Annotated in this window: 16 protein-coding genes; 5 read left to right on the forward strand and 11 right to left on the reverse strand. The window is 55.6% G+C overall.

From position 1 onward, the window contains the following. Positions 1 to 79: 79 nt before the first annotated feature. The 10 genes from WH298_RS03760 to WH298_RS03805 form a co-directional block, all read right to left on the reverse strand. Entirely contained in the window at positions 80 to 1,441 is a 1,362-nt protein-coding gene (locus tag WH298_RS03760) for an ATP-binding protein (protein ID WP_049852945.1), read from the reverse strand. Beyond that, positions 1,438 to 2,118 carry a response regulator transcription factor gene (locus WH298_RS03765; protein WP_007889049.1) on the reverse strand — a complete coding sequence of 227 codons (681 nt, stop codon included), beginning with the start codon at positions 2,116 to 2,118 and terminating at the stop codon, positions 1,438 to 1,440. The genes WH298_RS03760 and WH298_RS03765 overlap by 4 nt, the downstream gene beginning before the upstream one ends. A gap of 176 nt (positions 2,119 to 2,294) precedes the next feature. After that, positions 2,295 to 3,176 carry a cysteine synthase CysM gene (gene cysM / locus WH298_RS03770; RefSeq protein ID WP_180822253.1) on the reverse strand — a complete coding sequence of 294 codons (882 nt, stop codon included), beginning with the start codon at positions 3,174 to 3,176 and terminating at the stop codon, positions 2,295 to 2,297. Between the two features lie 72 nt (positions 3,177 to 3,248). Beyond that, positions 3,249 to 4,337 (reverse strand): sulfate/thiosulfate ABC transporter ATP-binding protein CysA, encoded by a 1,089-nt coding sequence (cysA, locus tag WH298_RS03775; protein ID WP_007889043.1) that lies wholly within the window; start codon positions 4,335 to 4,337, stop codon positions 3,249 to 3,251. Next, positions 4,327 to 5,199, reverse strand: a complete 873-nt coding sequence (gene cysW / locus WH298_RS03780; protein ID WP_007889041.1) for a sulfate/thiosulfate ABC transporter permease CysW — start codon at positions 5,197 to 5,199, stop codon at positions 4,327 to 4,329. Before cysW ends, cysA begins: the two co-directional genes overlap by 11 nt. Continuing rightward, on the reverse strand, positions 5,199 to 6,032 hold the full coding sequence (cysT, locus tag WH298_RS03785; RefSeq protein WP_007889038.1) for a sulfate/thiosulfate ABC transporter permease CysT: 834 nt from the start codon (positions 6,030 to 6,032) through the stop codon (positions 5,199 to 5,201). Before cysT ends, cysW begins: the two co-directional genes overlap by 1 nt. Beyond that, a complete protein-coding gene (locus tag WH298_RS03790) occupies positions 6,032 to 7,048 on the reverse strand; it encodes a sulfate ABC transporter substrate-binding protein (protein ID WP_007889036.1) in 1,017 nt (338 codons plus the stop codon). The genes cysT and WH298_RS03790 overlap by 1 nt, the downstream gene beginning before the upstream one ends. Positions 7,049 to 7,240: 192 nt before the next feature. Then, positions 7,241 to 7,855 (reverse strand): RpoE-regulated lipoprotein, encoded by a 615-nt coding sequence (locus WH298_RS03795; protein WP_180822254.1) that lies wholly within the window; start codon positions 7,853 to 7,855, stop codon positions 7,241 to 7,243. Between the two features lie 63 nt (positions 7,856 to 7,918). Further along, complete coding sequence (locus WH298_RS03800) at positions 7,919 to 8,380, reverse strand: DUF2919 domain-containing protein (RefSeq protein ID WP_180822255.1); 462 nt, start codon at positions 8,378 to 8,380, stop codon at positions 7,919 to 7,921. Continuing rightward, positions 8,380 to 8,805, reverse strand: coding sequence for a GNAT family acetyltransferase (locus tag WH298_RS03805; protein WP_007889032.1), 426 nt, complete (start codon positions 8,803 to 8,805; stop codon positions 8,380 to 8,382). Before WH298_RS03805 ends, WH298_RS03800 begins: the two co-directional genes overlap by 1 nt. Positions 8,806 to 9,016: 211 nt before the next feature. Here WH298_RS03805 and amiA point away from each other — a divergent pair, with 211 nt between their 5' ends. The 3 genes from amiA to WH298_RS03820 all read left to right on the forward strand — a co-directional run bounded on the left by amiA (position 9,017) and on the right by WH298_RS03820 (position 12,567). Next, positions 9,017 to 9,874: an N-acetylmuramoyl-L-alanine amidase AmiA gene (gene amiA / locus WH298_RS03810; RefSeq protein WP_180822256.1), complete on the forward strand. Its 858-nt coding sequence runs from the start codon at positions 9,017 to 9,019 to the stop codon at positions 9,872 to 9,874. Positions 9,875 to 9,922: 48 nt separating this feature from the next. Next, on the forward strand, positions 9,923 to 10,834 hold the full coding sequence (gene hemF, locus WH298_RS03815; RefSeq protein ID WP_180822257.1) for an oxygen-dependent coproporphyrinogen oxidase: 912 nt from the start codon (positions 9,923 to 9,925) through the stop codon (positions 10,832 to 10,834). 384 nt (positions 10,835 to 11,218) lie between these two features. Continuing rightward, a protein-coding gene (locus WH298_RS03820; RefSeq protein ID WP_180822258.1) for an IS3 family transposase occupies positions 11,219 to 12,567 on the forward strand; the annotation gives its coding sequence in 2 pieces (ribosomal slippage) (positions 11,219 to 11,675 and positions 11,675 to 12,567; 1,350 coding nt in all). Between the two features lie 147 nt (positions 12,568 to 12,714). On the opposite strand, the gene maeB is transcribed toward WH298_RS03820, so the two are convergent. After that, a complete protein-coding gene (gene maeB, locus WH298_RS03825; protein WP_049852950.1) occupies positions 12,715 to 14,994 on the reverse strand; it encodes an NADP-dependent oxaloacetate-decarboxylating malate dehydrogenase in 2,280 nt (759 codons plus the stop codon). 342 nt (positions 14,995 to 15,336) lie between these two features. Here maeB and tal point away from each other — a divergent pair, with 342 nt between their 5' ends. Both tal and tkt read left to right on the forward strand, forming a co-directional pair. Continuing rightward, positions 15,337 to 16,287, forward strand: coding sequence for a transaldolase (gene tal / locus WH298_RS03830; RefSeq protein ID WP_007890880.1), 951 nt, complete (start codon positions 15,337 to 15,339; stop codon positions 16,285 to 16,287). 69 nt (positions 16,288 to 16,356) lie between these two features. Then, positions 16,357 to 18,366, forward strand: coding sequence for a transketolase (gene tkt / locus WH298_RS03835; RefSeq protein ID WP_180822259.1), 2,010 nt, complete (start codon positions 16,357 to 16,359; stop codon positions 18,364 to 18,366). Positions 18,367 to 18,460: the final 94 nt, after the last annotated feature.

Raw genomic sequence — 18,460 nt, forward strand, 5'->3', positions numbered from 1 at the left:
GAGAATGGTTGAAGCTACCGGCCTCCTGCCTTTATCAGCAAACAAAATGCCTGAAGAGGTTGAACACCCACGTAAAATATTAATCCTGCTTCCAGCGCGGCAGCCTTAACGTCAACTCTAATCCCCCTTCCGGGCGATTTACCGCCTGTACTTCACCGTGATGCGCCAGAATCACTTTGCGTACGATGGAAAGCCCCAATCCATAGCCTTTACCCATCAGCGGTGAATTGACCCGGACAAAGGGATCAAAAATGCTCGAGAGCTTCTCATCATCCACGCCCGGTCCTTGATCGCGCACGCTAATCGCCAGCCACTGATTTTCCGCTTGTAAGCTCACGTTGATGTGTTGCCCTTTATGCGAGAAACGCAGCGCATTGCGCAGCACATTCTCTACGCCACGGCGGATCAGCTCGGCGTTGCCATGAACGGTATAATCCGCATTTTCATCAACATGAAAATCGACTTTCACACCCGGAATCTGCGCTTCGTAGCGCACATCTGTTACCACCGCATGCAGCAGCCCAGTCAGGTCGAAATACTGCTCGCCCGGCATACTCTCGTGCTCAGCACGCGAAAGTGTCAGCAACTCACCAATCATCTTATCGAGGCGGCGCGCTTCCTCATCAATACGATTGAGTGAAGATGCTACCGATTCTGGTGTCTGGCGCGCCAGTCCGGTCGCCAGCTGCAAACGCGCCAGCGGTGAACGTAGCTCGTGCGAAATATCATGCAGCAGCTCCTCACGCGCTTTTACCAGCGTATCAAGGCGCTCTACCATTGCGTCAAAGTCCTGCGCAACGTTCGAGAGCTCATCATGACGTTTACGCATCACCGGATAGAGTCGCACCGATAAGTCACCGCTGGAGACGCGCGCAAAGCCTTCGCGCAGTTGACGCATCGGACGCGTCAGGTTCCACGCCAGTAGCAGGCTGAACAGCAGCCCGAGCGCACCGGCGAAGGTGAACATCGGTTCAGGAATATTGAGGATACGGCGCGGCCCGCCACCGCCCATCGAACTGTCTTGCCGCAAGCCTTTAACGTCGTAGCGCAGTTCATACTGTTTACCGTCCTGCCCTTTCACCCAACGCACAATGACCTCGGGAAAAGGTCCATGGAAGGGTGCGCTAAAGGTTTCAGGCGGAGCATTACCTGACATGGCAGCAGGTTTATCGTGCTGAATAACAGAAAAGAATTGGCGGTCGTTCGGTTCCCAATCCGCCATCATGTCATCCAGCGAACTGAGTCCACCGCGTTCCAGAACCGAAACCGCTGATGCCATTTGCAGATTAACGATGCGGCGAATGGCGACGATTTCCGGCGGCTCATGACGATTACCCGATAGCGTAAAGCCAAGCCACAACAGTTGGCTGATGATGACAAACACAATCCAGAAGCCCAGCAAAATCTTCCAAAACATGCGGCCGCGGTAGCTGTGTTTCATCGAATGCGGTAACCAATACTGCGCACTGTTTCAATGTTGATGCTATCGGCAGTTAAGGCTGCCAACTTTTGGCGGATGTTACTGATATGCACGTCAACGCTGCGATCGTAGGCTTCGCGCGGACGGCCAAGCCCCTTTTCCGACAGTTCATCCTTTGACACCACGCGATCCGGCGCGCGCAGCAGCAGATCCAGCAAGTTAAACTCAGATGCTGTCAGATCGAACGCTTTACCCTGCCATTCGGTAATGCGTGTCGCGGGATTAAGGCTGAGATCGCCCCAGCGCAGTAGCTCTTTCTTGTCCGGAACCGGCGCCTGATCTTCAAAGCGACGCAGGACGGCGCGCAGACGGGCCACCAGCTCACGCGGGTAGCACGGTTTTGGCATGTAATCGTCAGCACCCATCTCCAGACCAATCACGCGATCGATATTGTCACCTTTAGCCGTGAGCATAATCACCGGCAAACGGCTGTTCTGCCGCACTTGGCGCAGCACATCAATACCGCTCATATCGGGCAGCATGATGTCGAGAATCATAGCGGTATAGTTGCCCGATAACGCGCCTTCCACACCGGCGCTACCGGTTAAAACCAGCTGCGTTTCAAAGCCTTCAGCAATCAGGTATTGGCTCAGCATGGTGCCAAGTTCTACATCATCATCAACAAGCAGAATTTTCATCTTTATCTCTCGCCTAAATTGCCGCTATTTTGTCCTGAGTCCGCAACGAACGCAGCCGATTTTACGCGATCCTTACGTTGCTAACGTCAAATGATTATTACGAAGACTATAGACAAAAATGGCCTGGACGCACCATGACAGTACATGCAGGCCAGATAACAGGCGGGAAAGAGGAATCAGTGGAAAACCCCGGTGGAGAGATAGCGGTCGCCACGATCGCAAATAATCGCCACCACCACGCTGCCAGGCTGCGCTAGCGCAATACGTAATGCGCCAGCAACGGCGCCGCCTGAGCTAACGCCACAGAAAATGCCTTCACGCTGCGCCAGCGCTCGCATGGTTTCTTCCGCTTCTTGCTGCGCCATGTCGATCACGTCATCGACTAAATCAGGACGATAAATGCCGGGCAAATAAGCCTCAGGCCAGCGACGAATACCAGGAATGCTACTGCCCTCTTGCGGCTGCAGGCCAATCACCTGCACCGCTGGCGCGAACTCTTTCAAGTAGCGACCCACGCCGCTTATGGTGCCGGTGGTGCCCATGCTGGAGACAAAATGCGTCATGCGACCGCGGGTTTGCTGCCAGATTTCCGGGCCGGTAGTGAGATAGTGACCCAGCGGATTATCGGGATTGTTGAACTGATCCAACACCCGTCCTTCGCCGCGATCGGCCATTGCCTGGGCGAGATCTCGCGCGCCCTCCATGCCCTGCTCACGCGTCACCAACAGCAATTCAGCACCGTAGGCGCGCATCGCGTCCTGGCGCTCCTGGCTCATGTTATCAGGCATCAGCAAACGCAGTTTGTAGCCTTTCATTGCGGCGATCATCGCCAGCGCAATACCGGTATTACCGCTGGTCGCTTCAATCAAGGTATCGCCCGGTTTAATCTCGCCGCGGAGCTCTGCGTGATGAATCATCGACCAGGCGGCGCGATCTTTTACCGAGCCGGCTGGATTATTGCCTTCCAGCTTTAGCCAGATTTCGCTGCCGTTGTCAGGCGTCAGACGCTGCAACTTTATCAACGGCGTATTGCCGATGGTATTTTCCAGTGTGGTCACGGTTTGATTCCAGACGAAAGAGAGGCAAATAAAACGGGCGGGAAAGTCCCGCCCGAAGGAGTGTCAAAAATATCAGGCGCTTTCGGCAAAGGCAACCGGGCGCAGCGGCGTAGTACCATGGTAAATTCGCGCCTGTTGCAGGCCGATAAATAGACGTTCGCCACGTATTGGCGCGGTATGGTCACCGTCGAACACCACGGAAAACGCTTCACCTTGCCAGCCACTCGGCTGTACCACCAGCTGCCAGAAGTGGCCGCGCGGGCTAATTTCCAGCACCTGCACCGGCAGCGGAGTTTCCAGGCTGCTCTGGCGCGATACATCAATTTCCCATGGACGCAGGAACAGCTCTACCTCGCCCTGATGCGCTGGCGTATAGCCTAGCGGCCAGCGATGCGCGGCAACATGGAACTGCGAGCCGTGCACTTCGCCATCAAAGCGATTCACTTCGCCGAGGAACTCGAGCACAAAGCGGGTAGCCGGATCGCGCCATACGTCATCTGGCGTGCCAACCTGTTCAATATTGCCCTGGCTCATCACTACCACCGTATCGGCCACTTCCATCGCCTCTTCCTGGTCGTGGGTGACGAACACGCTGGTAAACTTCAACTCTTCATGCAGCTGACGCAGCCAGCGACGTAGCTCTTTACGCACCTGCGCATCAAGCGCACCAAACGGCTCATCCAGCAGCAAGATTTGCGGTTCGACGGCCAGCGCACGCGCTAGCGCCACGCGCTGCTTCTGTCCGCCTGAAAGCTGGGCCGGGAAGCGATTGGCCAGATGGGCTAGCTGCACCATCTCCAGCAGACGCGTTACGCGCTTTTTGATCTCTGCCGCATTCGGCCGCTCACGGCGCGGCAGCACCGTCAGACCAAAGGCGATGTTGTCGAACACCGTCATATGGCGGAACAGCGCGTAGTGCTGGAACACAAAGCCGACCTGACGATCGCGCGCATGGATGCGGCTCACATCTTTACCATTAAAATGGATCTGCCCACTATTCTGATGTTCCAGTCCGGCGATAATGCGCAGCAGCGTGGTTTTCCCGGAACCGGACGGTCCCAGCAGCGCCACCATCTTGCCGGAAGGAATATCCAGAGAGATGTCGTTCAGTACCGACGTGCGGTCAAACGCTTTGTTAATCTGTTTAATCTCAATGCTCATGATTTTCCTCCTGTAGGCGCTTCTGCTGATGCTCTAAACGCCACTGCACCACGCTTTTCAGAAACAGCGTTACAATTGCCATCAGGGTCAGCAGCGCGGCGGCGGTAAAAGCGCCTACGGTGTTGTAATCCTGATGCAGTAATTCAACCTGAAGCGGCAAAGTATAGGTTTCGCCGCGAATCGATCCCGAAACTACCGAGACCGCACCAAATTCACCAATGGCACGTGCGTTGGTCAGCACCACGCCATACATCAGTGCCCAGCGGATATTTGGCAGCGTGACGCGACGGAACATCTGCCAGCCGGAGGCGCCAAGCAGCACCGCGGCCTCATCTTCATGACTGCCCTGGCTCAGCATCACCGGCACCAGCTCACGCACCACAAACGGACAGGTGACGAAGATGGTTGCCAGCACCATGCCCGGCCAGGAGAACATAATCTGAATATTGTGCGCATCCAGCCAGCCGCCTGCGGGACCGTTAACGCCCCAGAACAGCAGATACATCAAACCGGCGACCACCGGTGATACGGCAAAGGGGATATCAAACAGCGTTAACAGCAGCTGGCGTCCCGGGAAGGTAAAGCGCGTTACTAACCACGCCAGCAGCGTGCCGAACACCAGATTGACCGGCACGGTAATCAGCGCCACCAGGATGGTCAGCCAGATGGCGTGCAACATATCGCCATCTTTCAGGTTATTCAGCGAGGCAACCAAACCCTGGTTGAGCGCTTCCCAAAAGATCGACACCATCGGCACCACCAGCAGCAGGATGGAAACCAGCGCACCGATACCAATCAGCAGCCACTTGCCCCAGTTGATGGGCTGGCGTTCGGCGTGATTGATGTGTGAAATCTCCGCCATCAGTGACCTCCTAAGCGACGGCCAAAGCGGCTCTGCAAGGTGTTAATAGCGAACAGCAACAGCAGCGACGCTGCCATGATCACGGAAGCAATCGCGCTCGCCGCCGGGTAATCGAACTCCTGCAGGCGGACAAAAATCATCAACGAGGTCACTTCCGTTTTCCAGGCAATGTTGCCGGCGATAAAGATCACCGCGCCAAATTCACCAATGCTGCGGGTAAACGACAGCGCGGTACCGGCTAGCAACGCTGGCGCCACTTCTGGCAGCACCACGCGACGGAAACTCTGCCAGCGGGTTGCTCCCAGGGTTTCTGCCGCCTCTTCATATTCCGGACCAAGCTCTTCCAGTACCGGCTGCACGGTACGCACTACAAACGGGATACTGGTGAACGCCATGGCGACGGCGATGCCGAGCCAGGTGTAAGAAACTTTGATATCAAAATGCGCCAGCCATTGACCGTACCAACCGTTGACCGAAAACAGGCCCGCCAGCGTTAAACCCGCGACTGCGGTGGGCAATGCAAACGGCAGATCCATCAAACCATCCAGCAGCGTGCGGCCCGGGAAGCGATAACGCGTCAGAATCCACGCCATCAACATACCGAACACCGCATTGAACAGCGATGCGACGCCCGCCGCCAGAATCGTCACTTTGTACGCGGCAATCAGCTGCGGATGGGTAATCACATCCCAATACTGCGCCAGCGTCATCTGCGACAGCTGCATCAGCAACGCGCTGATCGGCAGCAGCAGAATCAGGCAGGTGAACAGCAAGCTGGTACCAAGGCTCAGTCCAAAGCCTGGCAAGACACGTTTTTGCGTCAGCGCGAACATTAACCGCGCCCCGCTGCCAGCAATTTATCCAGCTCACCGTCGCTGGCAAAATGCGTTTTCATCACGTTATCCCAACCACCAAACGCATCGTTAACATTGAACAGCTCGGTCTGCGGGAAACGATCTTTCTGTTCGGCCATCAGCTGCGGATTGTTCACGCGATAGTAGTAACGGGTGATAATTTTCTGCGCTTCAGGCGAGTAGAGATAATTAAGATAGGCTTTGGCGGCGTCAGTGGTGCCGTTGTGCTCGACGTTCTTGTCGATCCACGCCACCGGGAACTCCGCCAGAATGTTGTTTTTCGGTACGATGACTTCGTATTCGTCTTTGCCGTACTGATTACGGATGTTATTCACTTCCGATTCAAAGCTGATCAGCACATCCCCCAAACCGCGCTCGGCAAAGGTGGTGGTAGCGCCGCGACCGCCGGTATCAAACACCTCGACGTTTTTGAGGAACTTCGCCATAAAAGCTTCGGTTTTGGCTTTATCTTTGCCATCAGCCTGATCGGCAGCGCCCCACGCGGCAAGATAGGTATAGCGCCCGTTACCTGAGGTTTTGGGATTAGGGAAGATCAGCTTTACGTTGTCGCGCGCCAGATCGGCCCAGCTATGGATCTGCTTCGGATTCCCTTTACGCACCAGGAACGCCATGGTGGAGTAAAAAGGTGAACTGCTGTTGGGCAAGCGTTGTTGCCAGTCCGCCGGAATCAGCTGACCTTTATCATGCAGCACCTGCACATCCGTTACCTGATTGTAGGTCACCACATCGGCGCGCAGGCCTTGCAGAATCGCCAACGCCTGCTTGGAAGAACCGGCGTGCGACTGTTTGATAGTCAGCTTGTCGGTGGGATGCGCGGCGTCCCACTGCTTCTCAAAAGGTGCATTCAGGGCGACGAACAGTTCGCGTGAAACATCATAAGAACTGTTGAGCAATTCGGTCGCTTGCGCCGCACTCGCGATACTCAGCGAGAGCGCGATACCGCCAAGCCATTTTTTCGAAATCGGAAGTGTCATGCAGCACCCTGAAAGACGGCGATTAAGCCAATGTCATTAGATGCTGTCAGTGTATTTATAACTCAGGTGAAAGCTGTAACGGTTTTATATATCGTTTAGGGATTTCAAAGTCTAAAAAGGCATAAGACGGCGGGAGAGTTTATGCAGGAAGTGGAAATATTAGGGACGACCGGGTAGCCGTCCATGTGTCGCTTAGCGTTGCCAGACAAGTTTAGTGATTTTCCAGCTTTTCAAGGTATCGTCCGACGGCATCAAGCCTTCGGGACCATGCCATTCACCGCTATAAATGTAGGAAATGTGCTGGCTGCCCGGCGCACGGCACTCCACATCACGCGCATCCAGACCGCTGACCATTTTGCAGTTATTGAAGGCTTTGCTGAACTTAGCGCTGAACAGATCGCCGATTTTGCTGCCGTCCGCCGCTGTGGCATCGGTATCCTGCACCTCAATACGCTCAACACTGGTGCTGCCGTTAATCACCAATTTAACCTTGTCGCCATCCAGCGCCTGCCAGAAATCGACCACCTGACCATTCTGCGTGCGCATACCCTGACGCAGTTTGTAGTCGCCGTTCAGCGCTTTATTGATGGCCTCTTCCGACATCGAGGTGGTGCTCGTCAGCCCCGCGACGCCTTGTTCGGTCACTTCCAGCGATCCGCCAAACCAGCCCAGCGGGTTGAGCGCTGACCAGTGATAGCTGAGCGGATTGTACCAATGGCTTTCGTTGGCGCTGGTTGAGGAACCTGAACTGGCGCAGCCGGCCAGAACCATGCTGCTAACCAGCAATGCGTGACGAACAACTTTCATGAAAACTCCTTGATCTGCTAAGCCGATTGGCGTGCCTGTTGGAGTCGCAAACCGGCAAAAAGTTTACTCGATGTGCTGATGCTCCGGCAGAAAGCAGTCGCGCAGCCGCTGCTGGGTTTGCAGCCAGAACAGTGCGAGCAAATCGAATAGCGTCAATAACAGTGGCAGCGGGGAATCCGGGAAGGCGCCTTGCAGCAAACTGGAACCCTGCCACAGCAGGCTAATCAGCAACGATGCACTCAATACGTGACGCCAACTCTGCCACAGGCGCGGCCAGCGCTGACGATAGCCGGTCAGCAGCAAACCCATAGCGGCCGGAATGCCTAGCGCCAGTCCTAGCCAGAAGCTTTGGCGATCGGGATAGAACAGCGCCAGCAGATCATTACCCTGCTGACGTGATGCGCCCGCCATCACCAGCAGCAGCCAGGTGCGCGCCTGCAATAATAGAATCAGCCAGAAAAGAAACGGCAGCCGCAGCTGCCCTTTTGCATCGTACTCTTCAGGAAGGTATTTCAAACCGATCATTAATACTCACGATCTTCGATCAAACGTTTGCCCAGCAGCAGCGAATCCACCGGCTCGTACTCAAGCTTTTCATAAAACGCCACCACCTGATCGTTCTCTTCGCGCACCATCAAATTGATTTTTGGACAACCGCGCGCAATCAACTTCTTCTCCAGACGATTCATCAGCGCATTGGCAAAACCACGGCCCTGATAATCGGGGTGCACCGCCAGATAGTAGACGGAACCGCGGTGGCCGTCGTAGCCGCCCATTACCGTGCCGACCACTTCGCCGCCGACTTCCGCCACCAGAAACAGTTCCGGGTCGTGGTTCATTTTACGTTCGATGTCCAACTCTGGATCGTTCCAGGGGCGCAACAAATCGCAACGCTCCCAGAGCGTAATCACTTCTTCAAAATCTTCCTGGCGGAAAGAACGGATTTCCATCGACGTTACCCTGCTGTTAGGCACAATTCGCTGATTATCACGCATTCTTTGCCAGGCGCAACCCTCACGCGTAACAACGGCGCAAAAAAAGCGCGACATGGCTGTTCGTTAGTTGCAATAGAAAGTAAACAGTTGAAATAGTTACGAGGTCGCCGCCTGGCCATTGTTACGCTATAACACTGGGCAGGATTTACCTGCCAGGGACCCATTAATGAAGAAGATTTCACTGCTTAAGCGCCTTACCAATCGTCGCCAACTGATTCTTTCCGGTTTAGCGCTGGCGGTGTTATCGCCGCGCGCCGTGCAGGCAACGGAAGTGAACAGCACTCTGCGCGTCAACTCGCGCCACACGCCACCAAAACCGGCGAGCAGCGGCAAACGCATCGTAATGATTGATCCCGGCCACGGCGGCATTGATTCTGGCGCGGTAGGCGAAGAGGGTTCGGAAGAGAAACACATCGTACTGGCCATCGCTAATACCGTGAAGACGCTGCTGCAGTCGCATCCGCGCATTGAAGTGCGCCTGACGCGCGACAGCGACCACTTTATTCCGCTCTATCAGCGCGTCGAAATTGCCCACCAGCACGGCGCTAACCTGTTTATGTCGATTCACGCCGATGGCTATACCAGCCCGGATGCCAACGGTGCTTCAGTGTTTGCCCTCTCCAATCGCGGTGCCAGCAGCGCAATGGCGCGGTATTTGTCGCAGCGTGAAAACGATGCCGACAAAGTGGGCGGCGCCGAGGTGCAGGACAAAGATCATTACCTTAACCAGATCCTGTTCGATCTGGTGCAGACCGATACCATCCGCAACAGCTTAACGCTCGGCAAACACGTGCTGGATCAGATTCGTCCGGTGCATCATCTGCACAGCCAGCACACCGAACAGGCCGCCTTTGCGGTACTTAAATCGCCGTCGATTCCGTCAGTGCTGGTGGAAACCTCGTTCATTACTAACCCGCGCGAAGAGCAGTTGCTTGGCACTCAGGCGTTCCGCCAGAAAATCGCCAGCGCGATTGCCGATGGTATCGCCCGTTACTTTGATGAGGTCGATCGCCGCGAAGCGTAGCGTTTATCCTGTGGTAGAATCACGGCAAATTTCTGGAACGAGTGACTGATGAGCAATCCCGATATTTCCCGCGTCAAAGCCTTTTTGCTGGCGCTGCAGGATGATATTTGTGCCCAATTAGCGGCGGAAGATGGCAAGGCGAGCTTTGCCGAAGATGCGTGGCAGCGTCCCGGCGGCGGCGGCGGACGCAGCCGCGTGTTGCGCGATGGCGCAGTCTTCGAGCAAGCGGGCGTTAACTTCTCTCACGTGCATGGCGACCAAATGCCGGCTTCTGCCACCGCGCATCGCCCCGAACTGGCGGGCCGCAGCTTTGAAGCGATGGGCGTGTCACTGGTAGTCCATCCCTCCAACCCGTACGTGCCCACCAGCCACGCCAACGTGCGCTTCTTTATTGCGGAAAAGCCGGGCGCCGATCCGGTGTGGTGGTTTGGCGGCGGTTTCGATCTCACGCCCTATTACGGTTTCGAAGAGGATGCGCTGCACTGGCATCAAACCGCGCACGATCTGTGCCAGCCGTTTGGCGAAGATATCTATCCACGCTACAAAAAGTGGTGCGACGATTACTTTTACCTCAAGCATCGTGACGAGCAGCGCGGCATTGGCGGGCTGTTTTATGACGATCTGAACACCCCCGATTTTGACTACTGCTTCGATTTCATGCAGGCGGTCGGCAACGGTTTCGCCCAAGCCTATCTCCCGATTGTGGCGAAGCGCAAAGCGTTACCGTGGGGCGAACGTGAGCGCCAGTTCCAGCTCTATCGTCGCGGTCGCTACGTTGAGTTCAATCTGGTGTGGGACCGCGGCACGCTGTTTGGCCTGCAAACCGGCGGCCGCACCGAATCCATTTTAATGTCGATGCCGCCGCTGGTGCGCTGGGAATATGATTATCAACCGGAAGCCGATTCGCCCGAAGCCGAGTTATACCGCGATTTCCTGCCGGTGAAGGCGTGGTTGAAATAATCCGTGGGTCGCCATTCATGGCGTAATGCTCCTCAGTTAAGCAGCGCACTTGCTCTGCATGGGTTACCTGGTCGCCATGAATGGCGACCCTACAGGCGTTACAGCGATGATGATTCAGGAATAGGTATTGCTGCTGCAGCGCGGGTGTTGAGGCGACATCCCAGCCCGCTGAGCGAGTGAGGGATTCCAGGGCGAGCCGCAGGGATGCGGCGAGAGGCGGCGCTGAGCAGGAGCGAATCGCCGCCGGTCCGTCAGGAATCGCGAGGGAGCGAAGGCACCGCGAAGCGGCGGGATGGGCTGGCGCAGGGCCCGGAGTGCAGAGGGCGTGGCCATGAACTGAACCCCGGATCCTGGACTTATTATCCAGAATCCGGAGATTTAAAAATGAAGCATCCTTTTTCTGTCAGGCTTGCAGCCGTCACAGAGTATCTGTCCGGTAAATCCACTCTTGCCGAAACAGCGCTTCAGTTCAATGTTGGGCAAACACCGCTAAGACGCTGGGTACGTGCTCTCAAGCATCAGGGAGAGGAAGGACTGGTCCCCCGGCGTCCGCGTATTTATCCTCCTGAATTCAGGTTAAGCGTTGTTCGTTATGTTCTTGATAATCGATGCAGCAGCGCGGATGCTGCAGCACACTTTGGTATTCCTAATGAGACAGTGATCCAGAACTGGTTGCGTAAATACCGGGCGGGAGGCAGTGTGGCACTTACTCCATCCAGAACCGGCCCTGCCATGATGAAAAAGAGTGCTCCTGACGACAAACCCCTTACCGAAATGACGCACAAAGAGCTGCTCAAAGAGCTTGAGTACCTGCGGGCAGAGAACGCTGTTCTAAAAAAGTTGAAAGCCCTGAGAGAAGAAAAGGCGCTCGGGGCTCAGCAGAAAAAACAAAAATAGTGTGCTCATTACTGCCTGAACATAGGCTTGCCAGCCTGCTACGGGCTATCGGTCTGCCCCGCAGCTCGTACTACTACCATGTCTCAAAAGACGCTACTGAAACCGACCGGTATGCCGCTGTCATACCGGTGATGACTGCACTTCACAGAAAGCATTCCGCCCGTTACGGCTATCGGCGTATGACGATAATGCTCAGACGAGAAGGCTTCACGCTGAATCACAAAACGGTACGAAAACTCATGAAGCAACATGGGCTGACATGCCAGATTCGCCGCAGAAAATACCGCTCGTGGATGAATGATGGCAACAAATCTTCAGCCAATCTGCTTTCCCGCCACTTTGAGGCAGAAAGAAGTGGTATGAAATGGTGTACTGATGTCACTGAGTTCAGGGCTGGAGGGGAAACGCTGTATCTTTCGGTCGTTCAGGATCTGTTCAACAGGGAAATAGTGGCCTGGGAAATGTCGACAAGGCCAGCCCTTAGTCTGACGTGTAAAATGCTGGAGAAAGCGTTGAAAACAGGCCTCCAGAAAGAGGGGATAATGCTGCACAGCGACCAGGGTTGGCAGTATCGAACGCCGATGTGGCGTTCCATGCTGGCAGAAGGTCAGGTATTGCAGAGCATGTCTCGCAAAGGCAACTGTCTGGATAATGCAGTGATGGAAAACTTCTTCAGCCACCTTAAAGTGGAAATGTATCATCGTAAAAAGTATGAGTCTGTTAATGCACTGAAGCGGGATATAGACAGGTATATCCGGTATTACAACTGTGAACGCATTAATCTTAGGATGGGAATGAGCCCGGCAGAATACCGGGCAATGAAAGAAAACCAGTAAAAGGTGTCCAGGTTTTGGGGTTCAGTTCAGCCAGACGCCCTCTGCTCGGTCGCCGCACGACATAGCTGAAACTGCCACAGCCGATGGCGAACGAAAGTCGCTCAGTGCTTTACTAATCGGCATTATGCCATTCATGGCGACCTGGTTTTATAACGGCTCGGTCTGCGCCTCCACTACCGCTAACGCCACCATATTCACAATGCGCCGCACCGAGGCGATGCGCGTCAACACATGTACCGGCTTGCTAATGCCCATTAACACCGGCCCCACTGTTACGCCTTCGGAACAGGAGACGCGCAGCAGGTTATAGCTGATGCGCGCCGCCTCCACGTTTGGCATGATCAGCAAATTAGCCGTGCCTTTCAGCGGGCTATCAGGCATCAGCTCGCGGCGAATAGTCTCCACCAGCGCAGCATCGCCGTGCATCTCACCATCAATCTCTAAATTCGGCGCACGTTGCTGGATCAGCGCCAGCACTTCGCGCATCTTACGCGCGCCCGGCGCGTTTGAGGTACCAAAGCTGGAGTGAGACAGCAGCGCCACGCGCGGCTCAATACCAAAGCGGCGCACGGTTTCCGCCGCCAGCAGCGTAATATCCGCCAATTGCTCCGCGCTGGGGTCTTCATTGACGTACGTATCAGCGATAAAGGTATTGCCGCTCGGCAGTAACAGCGCATTCATCGCGCCCGCCACTTTCACGTCATCGCGCAGGCCAAACACTTTCTCCACCACGTCATAATGTTCCTGATAATCGCCAATGGTGCCGCAGATCAGCGCATCCGCTTCTCCGCGATGCACCATGATCGCGCCAATCAGCGTCGGATTGCCAATCACCGCACGCTGCGCAGTTTCCGGCGTGACGCCGCGCCGTTTCATGATCTGGTAATACTCGCTCCAGTACGCTTTGAAACGCGGATCGGATTCGTTATTAACGATCTCAAAATCCTTACCCGCTTCGATTTTTAATCCCTGCTTTTGCAGGCGCATAGCGATCACGTTGGGACGACCAATCAAAATCGGCTTCGCCAGCCCGAGCGTCACCAGCTCCTGGGTGGCATGCAGCACGCGCACCTCCTCACCTTCTGCCATCACCACGCGTTTCGGATCTTTACGCGCCTGCGAAAAAATCGGCTTCATAAACAGGTTAGTTTTGTAGACGAACTCGGTGAGCTGCTCGCGATAGGCATCAAAATCACTGATGGGCCGCGTGGCGACGCCCGACTCCATCGCCGCTTTCGCTACCGCTGGCGCAATCTGCACAATTAATCGCGGATCAAAGGGTTTAGGAATCAGATATTCCGGGCCGAAGCTTAAATCCTGATCGTCATACGCTGAGGCCACCACATCGCTCTGTTCCGCCTGCGCCAACGCGGCAATGGCGTGCACCGCCGCCAGCTTCATCTGTTCGTTAATGGCAGTGGCGCCCACGTCTAGCGCGCCACGGAAGATAAACGGGAAGCACAGCACGTTGTTCACCTGATTGGGGAAATCAGAGCGCCCGGTGCAGATAATGGCGTCGGGCCGCACCTGCTTCGCCAACGGCGGCATGATTTCCGGCTCAGGATTGGCCAGCGCCAGAATCAGCGGATCCTGCGCCATCTTCTGCACCATCTCCGGCGTCAGCGCTTTCGGGCCGGAGCAGCCAAGGAAAATATCTGCGCCGCCAATCACCTCATCCAGCGCGCGTGCGCCGCTATCGGCAACCGCATATTCGGCTTTGGTCGGTGTCATATTCGGTTCGCGATCGCGATAGATCACCCCTTTGGAATCGCATACCACAATGTTGTGCTTCTGCATGCCGAGCGCCACCAGCAGATTCAGGCAGGCGATGGCCGAGGCGCCCGCGCCCGATACCACCAGCCGCACATCGCTAATGGCTTTTTTGACGATGGTTAAACCGTTGAGTACCGCGGCGGTGCAGATGATTGCCGTGCCGTGCTGATCGTCATGAAACACCGGAATCTGCATGCGCTGGCGCAGCTGCTGTTCAATGTAAAAACACTCCGGTGCCTTAATATCTTCAAGATTAATGCCACCGAAGGTGGGCTCCAGCGCAGCAATCACCTCAATGAGCTTATCGGGATCGTGCTCATCAATTTCGATATCAAACACGTCAATACCGGCGAACTTCTTAAACAGCACGCCCTTGCCTTCCATCACCGGCTTGCTGGCCAGTGCACCAATGTTGCCGAGCCCCAGCACCGCGGTGCCGTTGGTGATCACCGCCACCAGATTGCCGCGCGCGGTGTATTTCCGCGCCGCCAGCGGGTCGGCAGCAATTTCCAGACAAGGCGCGGCCACGCCGGGCGAATAGGCCAGCGCCAAATCGCGCTGCGTAGCTAACGGCTTGGTGGGTGAAACCTGAATTTTTCCGGGGGTGGGAAATTGGTGAAAATCGAGAGCGCTTTGCTTGAGTTGATCGTCCATTAGGCATCCTGTGGCGCAGCTAAATGAGCGTTCAGTATAGGAATCTACGCCACAAAGAAGGGTGAAGGCGCTCAAAGAACCCGCAGTCTTAAAGGCACGGATTGCTACCGCTTCGCCTGCGGCTTTGCCACAGCCTGCTATCCTTATTGATGGCAAAAAGCGTAGCTGAACCGATTAAGGCCCGTCCTCCTTTCACTATCGCACCTCTTAAGCGCCACGACGGCACAATCAGAGAAAACGCATTTTCTTCGTGCAACGTCTGTAGCACTGTGTTGGACCACGACTTAACAGGAATGGGTGCAACACCTTTGCCCACATTATTGCTAATCAAGGAGTTAAGCGATGAACCAGCTAGACGCACTAAAACAGTACACCACCGTGGTGGCCGACAGCGGCGATATTGAATCTATTCGTAATTATCACCCGCAAGACGCGACCACTAACCCATCACTGATTCTGAAAGCCGCCGGTCTCGAGGGTTACAAACATCTGATTGATGACGCCATCGACTACGCGAAAAAACAGGGCGGCAGCAAAGAGACGCAAATCATCAACGCCAGCGACAAAGTGGCGATCAACCTCGGTATGGAAATTCTGAAAAGCATACCGGGCCGTGTTTCGACCGAAGTGGATGCGCGCCTCTCCTTCGATCGTGGCATGTGTGTCACCAAAGCTGAGAAACTGGTGCGCCTGTACGAAGAGTACGGCATTGACCGCTCACGCATTCTGATCAAACTGGCTTCCACCTGGGAAGGCATCAAAGCCGCTGAGGAGCTGGAGAAGAACGGCATTCAGTGCAACCTGACGCTGCTGTTCTCCTTCGCGCAGGCCCGCGCCTGTGCCGAAGCCGGTGTATTCCTGATTTCACCGTTTGTTGGCCGTATTTATGACTGGTACAACTCACGCAAGCCGATCGACCCGTATGTGGTCGACGAAGATCCAGGCGTGAAATCTGTGCGTCGCATCTACGATTACTACAAAAAGCACCGTTACAGCACCGTCATCATGGGTGCCAGCTTCCGTAAAGTAGAGCAAATTCAGGCGCTGGCCGGCTGCGACCGCCTGACCATTTCGCCTAACCTGCTGGAAGAGCTGGCCAACAGCGATGCGCCGCTGGAACGCAAGCTGGAGCCATCAACTGAAGGCTTCCATCAGCCGGCTTCACTGTCAGAAGCGGAATTCCGCTGGGAACATAATCAGGATCCGATGGCGGTTGAGAAGCTGTCAGACGGCATCCGCCAGTTCGCTATCGACCAGCAGAAGCTGGAAGACGTCCTCTCGTCACGTCTGTAACCCGCAATCACTCTTATGGCGGATGAGCAACGGCTTGTCCGCTATCGCCAAATCACAAGGGAGAACCTTATGTCTTCACGCAGAGAGTTGGCTAACGCCATTCGTGCACTCAGCATGGATGCGGTACAAAAAGCAAATTCCGGCCACCCCGGCATGCCGATGGGTATGGCTGATATCGCCGAAGTGTTATGGCGCGATGTGCTGAAACACAACCCGAATAACCCGGCATGGGCCGACCGTGACCGCTTTATTCTTTCCAACGGTCACGGTTCGATGCTGCTTTACAGTTTGCTACATCTCACCGGTTACGATCTGCCGATGGAAGAGCTGAAGAACTTCCGTCAGCTGCACTCAAAAACGCCGGGCCACCCGGAAATTGGCTATACGCCGGGCGTAGAAACCACCACCGGTCCGCTGGGCCAGGGCTTAGCTAATGCGGTGGGTTTGGCGATTGCCGAACGTACGCTGGCGGCGCAGTTCAACCGTCCCGGTCACGACATTGTTGACCATCACACCTACGTGTTTATGGGCGATGGCTGTTTGATGGAAGGCATCTCGCACGAAGTGAGTTCGCTGGCGGGTACGCTGGGCCTCGGCAAACTGATTGGTTTCTACGATCACAACGGCATCTCAATTGATGGTGAAACCGAAGGCTGGTTCACCGATGACACCCATAAACGCTTCGAAGCCTATAACTGGCATGTTGTGGGCAGCGCCGAAGGCATTGACGGCCACGACTCGGCAGCGATCGCCGCCGCCATCAAAGAAGCGCAAAGCGTCACCGATAAGCCGTCACTGATTATTTGCCGCACCACCATTGGCTTCGGCTCGCCGAATAAAGCCGGTAAAGAGGAGTCGCACGGCGCAGCGCTGGGCGAAGAGGAAGTGGCGCTGACGCGGCAGAAACTGGGCTGGCACTATCCGCCGTTTGAGATCCCAAAAGAGATTTACCAGCAATGGGATGCCAAAGAAGCAGGTGCGCAGCGTGAGAAATCCTGGGATGAGAAATTTGCCGCGTATAAATCGGCGCATCCTGAGCTGGCGCAAGAGTTCTCGCGTCGCCTGAACGGTGAAATGCCGGCGAACTGGGAGAGCGAAGCGCAGAAGTTTGTTGAACAGCTGCAGGCTAACCCGCAAAAAATCGCCAGCCGCAAAGCCTCACAAAACACGCTGGAAGTGTTCGGTAAACTGCTGCCGGAATTCCTTGGCGGTTCAGCCGATCTGGCGCCAAGTAACCTCACCATCTGGTCGGGCTCGAAATCGATCAAAGAGGATACCGCGGGTAACTACATTCACTACGGCGTGCGTGAGTTTGGCATGACGGCGATTGGCAACGGTATCGCCCATCACGGCGGTTTTGTGCCTTACACCGCCACCTTCCTGATGTTCGTTGAGTACGCGCGTAATGCGGTGCGCATGGCGGCGTTGATGAAAGCGCGTCAGGTATTGGTGTATACGCATGACTCGATCGGCCTTGGCGAAGATGGCCCAACCCACCAGCCGGTTGAGCAGATCGCCAGCCTGCGCGTGACGCCAAATCTCAGCCTGTGGCGTCCATGTGACCAGGTAGAAACTGCGGTGGCGTGGAAAGCCGCCGTTGAGCGCCATCATGGCCCAACCGCGCTGATCCTGTCGCGTCAGAACCTGCTGCAGCCGGAACGCAGCCAGGAGCAGGTAGCGAATATCGCACGCGGTGGCTATGTGCTGAAAGACAGCGCAGGCACGCCGGACGCAATCATTATCGCCACCGGTTCGGAGATCGAAATCGCGCTTGGCGCGGCGGAGAAACTGACCGCGGGCGGCCACAACATCCGCGTCGTTTCACTGCCGAGCACCGACGTGTTTGATAAGCAGGATGCGGCGTATCGCGAATCGGTGCTGCCATCCGGCGTGAAGGCGCGCGTGGCGGTGGAAGCCGGCATTGCCGATTACTGGTACAAGTATGTCGGTCTGGACGGCGCGATTGTCGGCATGACCACCTTCGGTGAGTCAGCACCGGCCGGCAAACTGTTCCCGGAATTCGGTTTCACCATGGAGAACATCGTTAGCCACACTGAAGCCTTACTCAAGCCGCACTAATCGATCTGGCCCTGCGTCTTTTTGGCGTAAGGGCCATTTTTTGATCACAGCCTGATACAGAAAAAAATCCGCTCTGCCCCCTTCACGCCTCGCT

It is taken from the genome of Pantoea nemavictus, from assembly GCF_037479095.1.
Classification (GTDB): domain Bacteria; phylum Pseudomonadota; class Gammaproteobacteria; order Enterobacterales; family Enterobacteriaceae; genus Pantoea; species Pantoea nemavictus.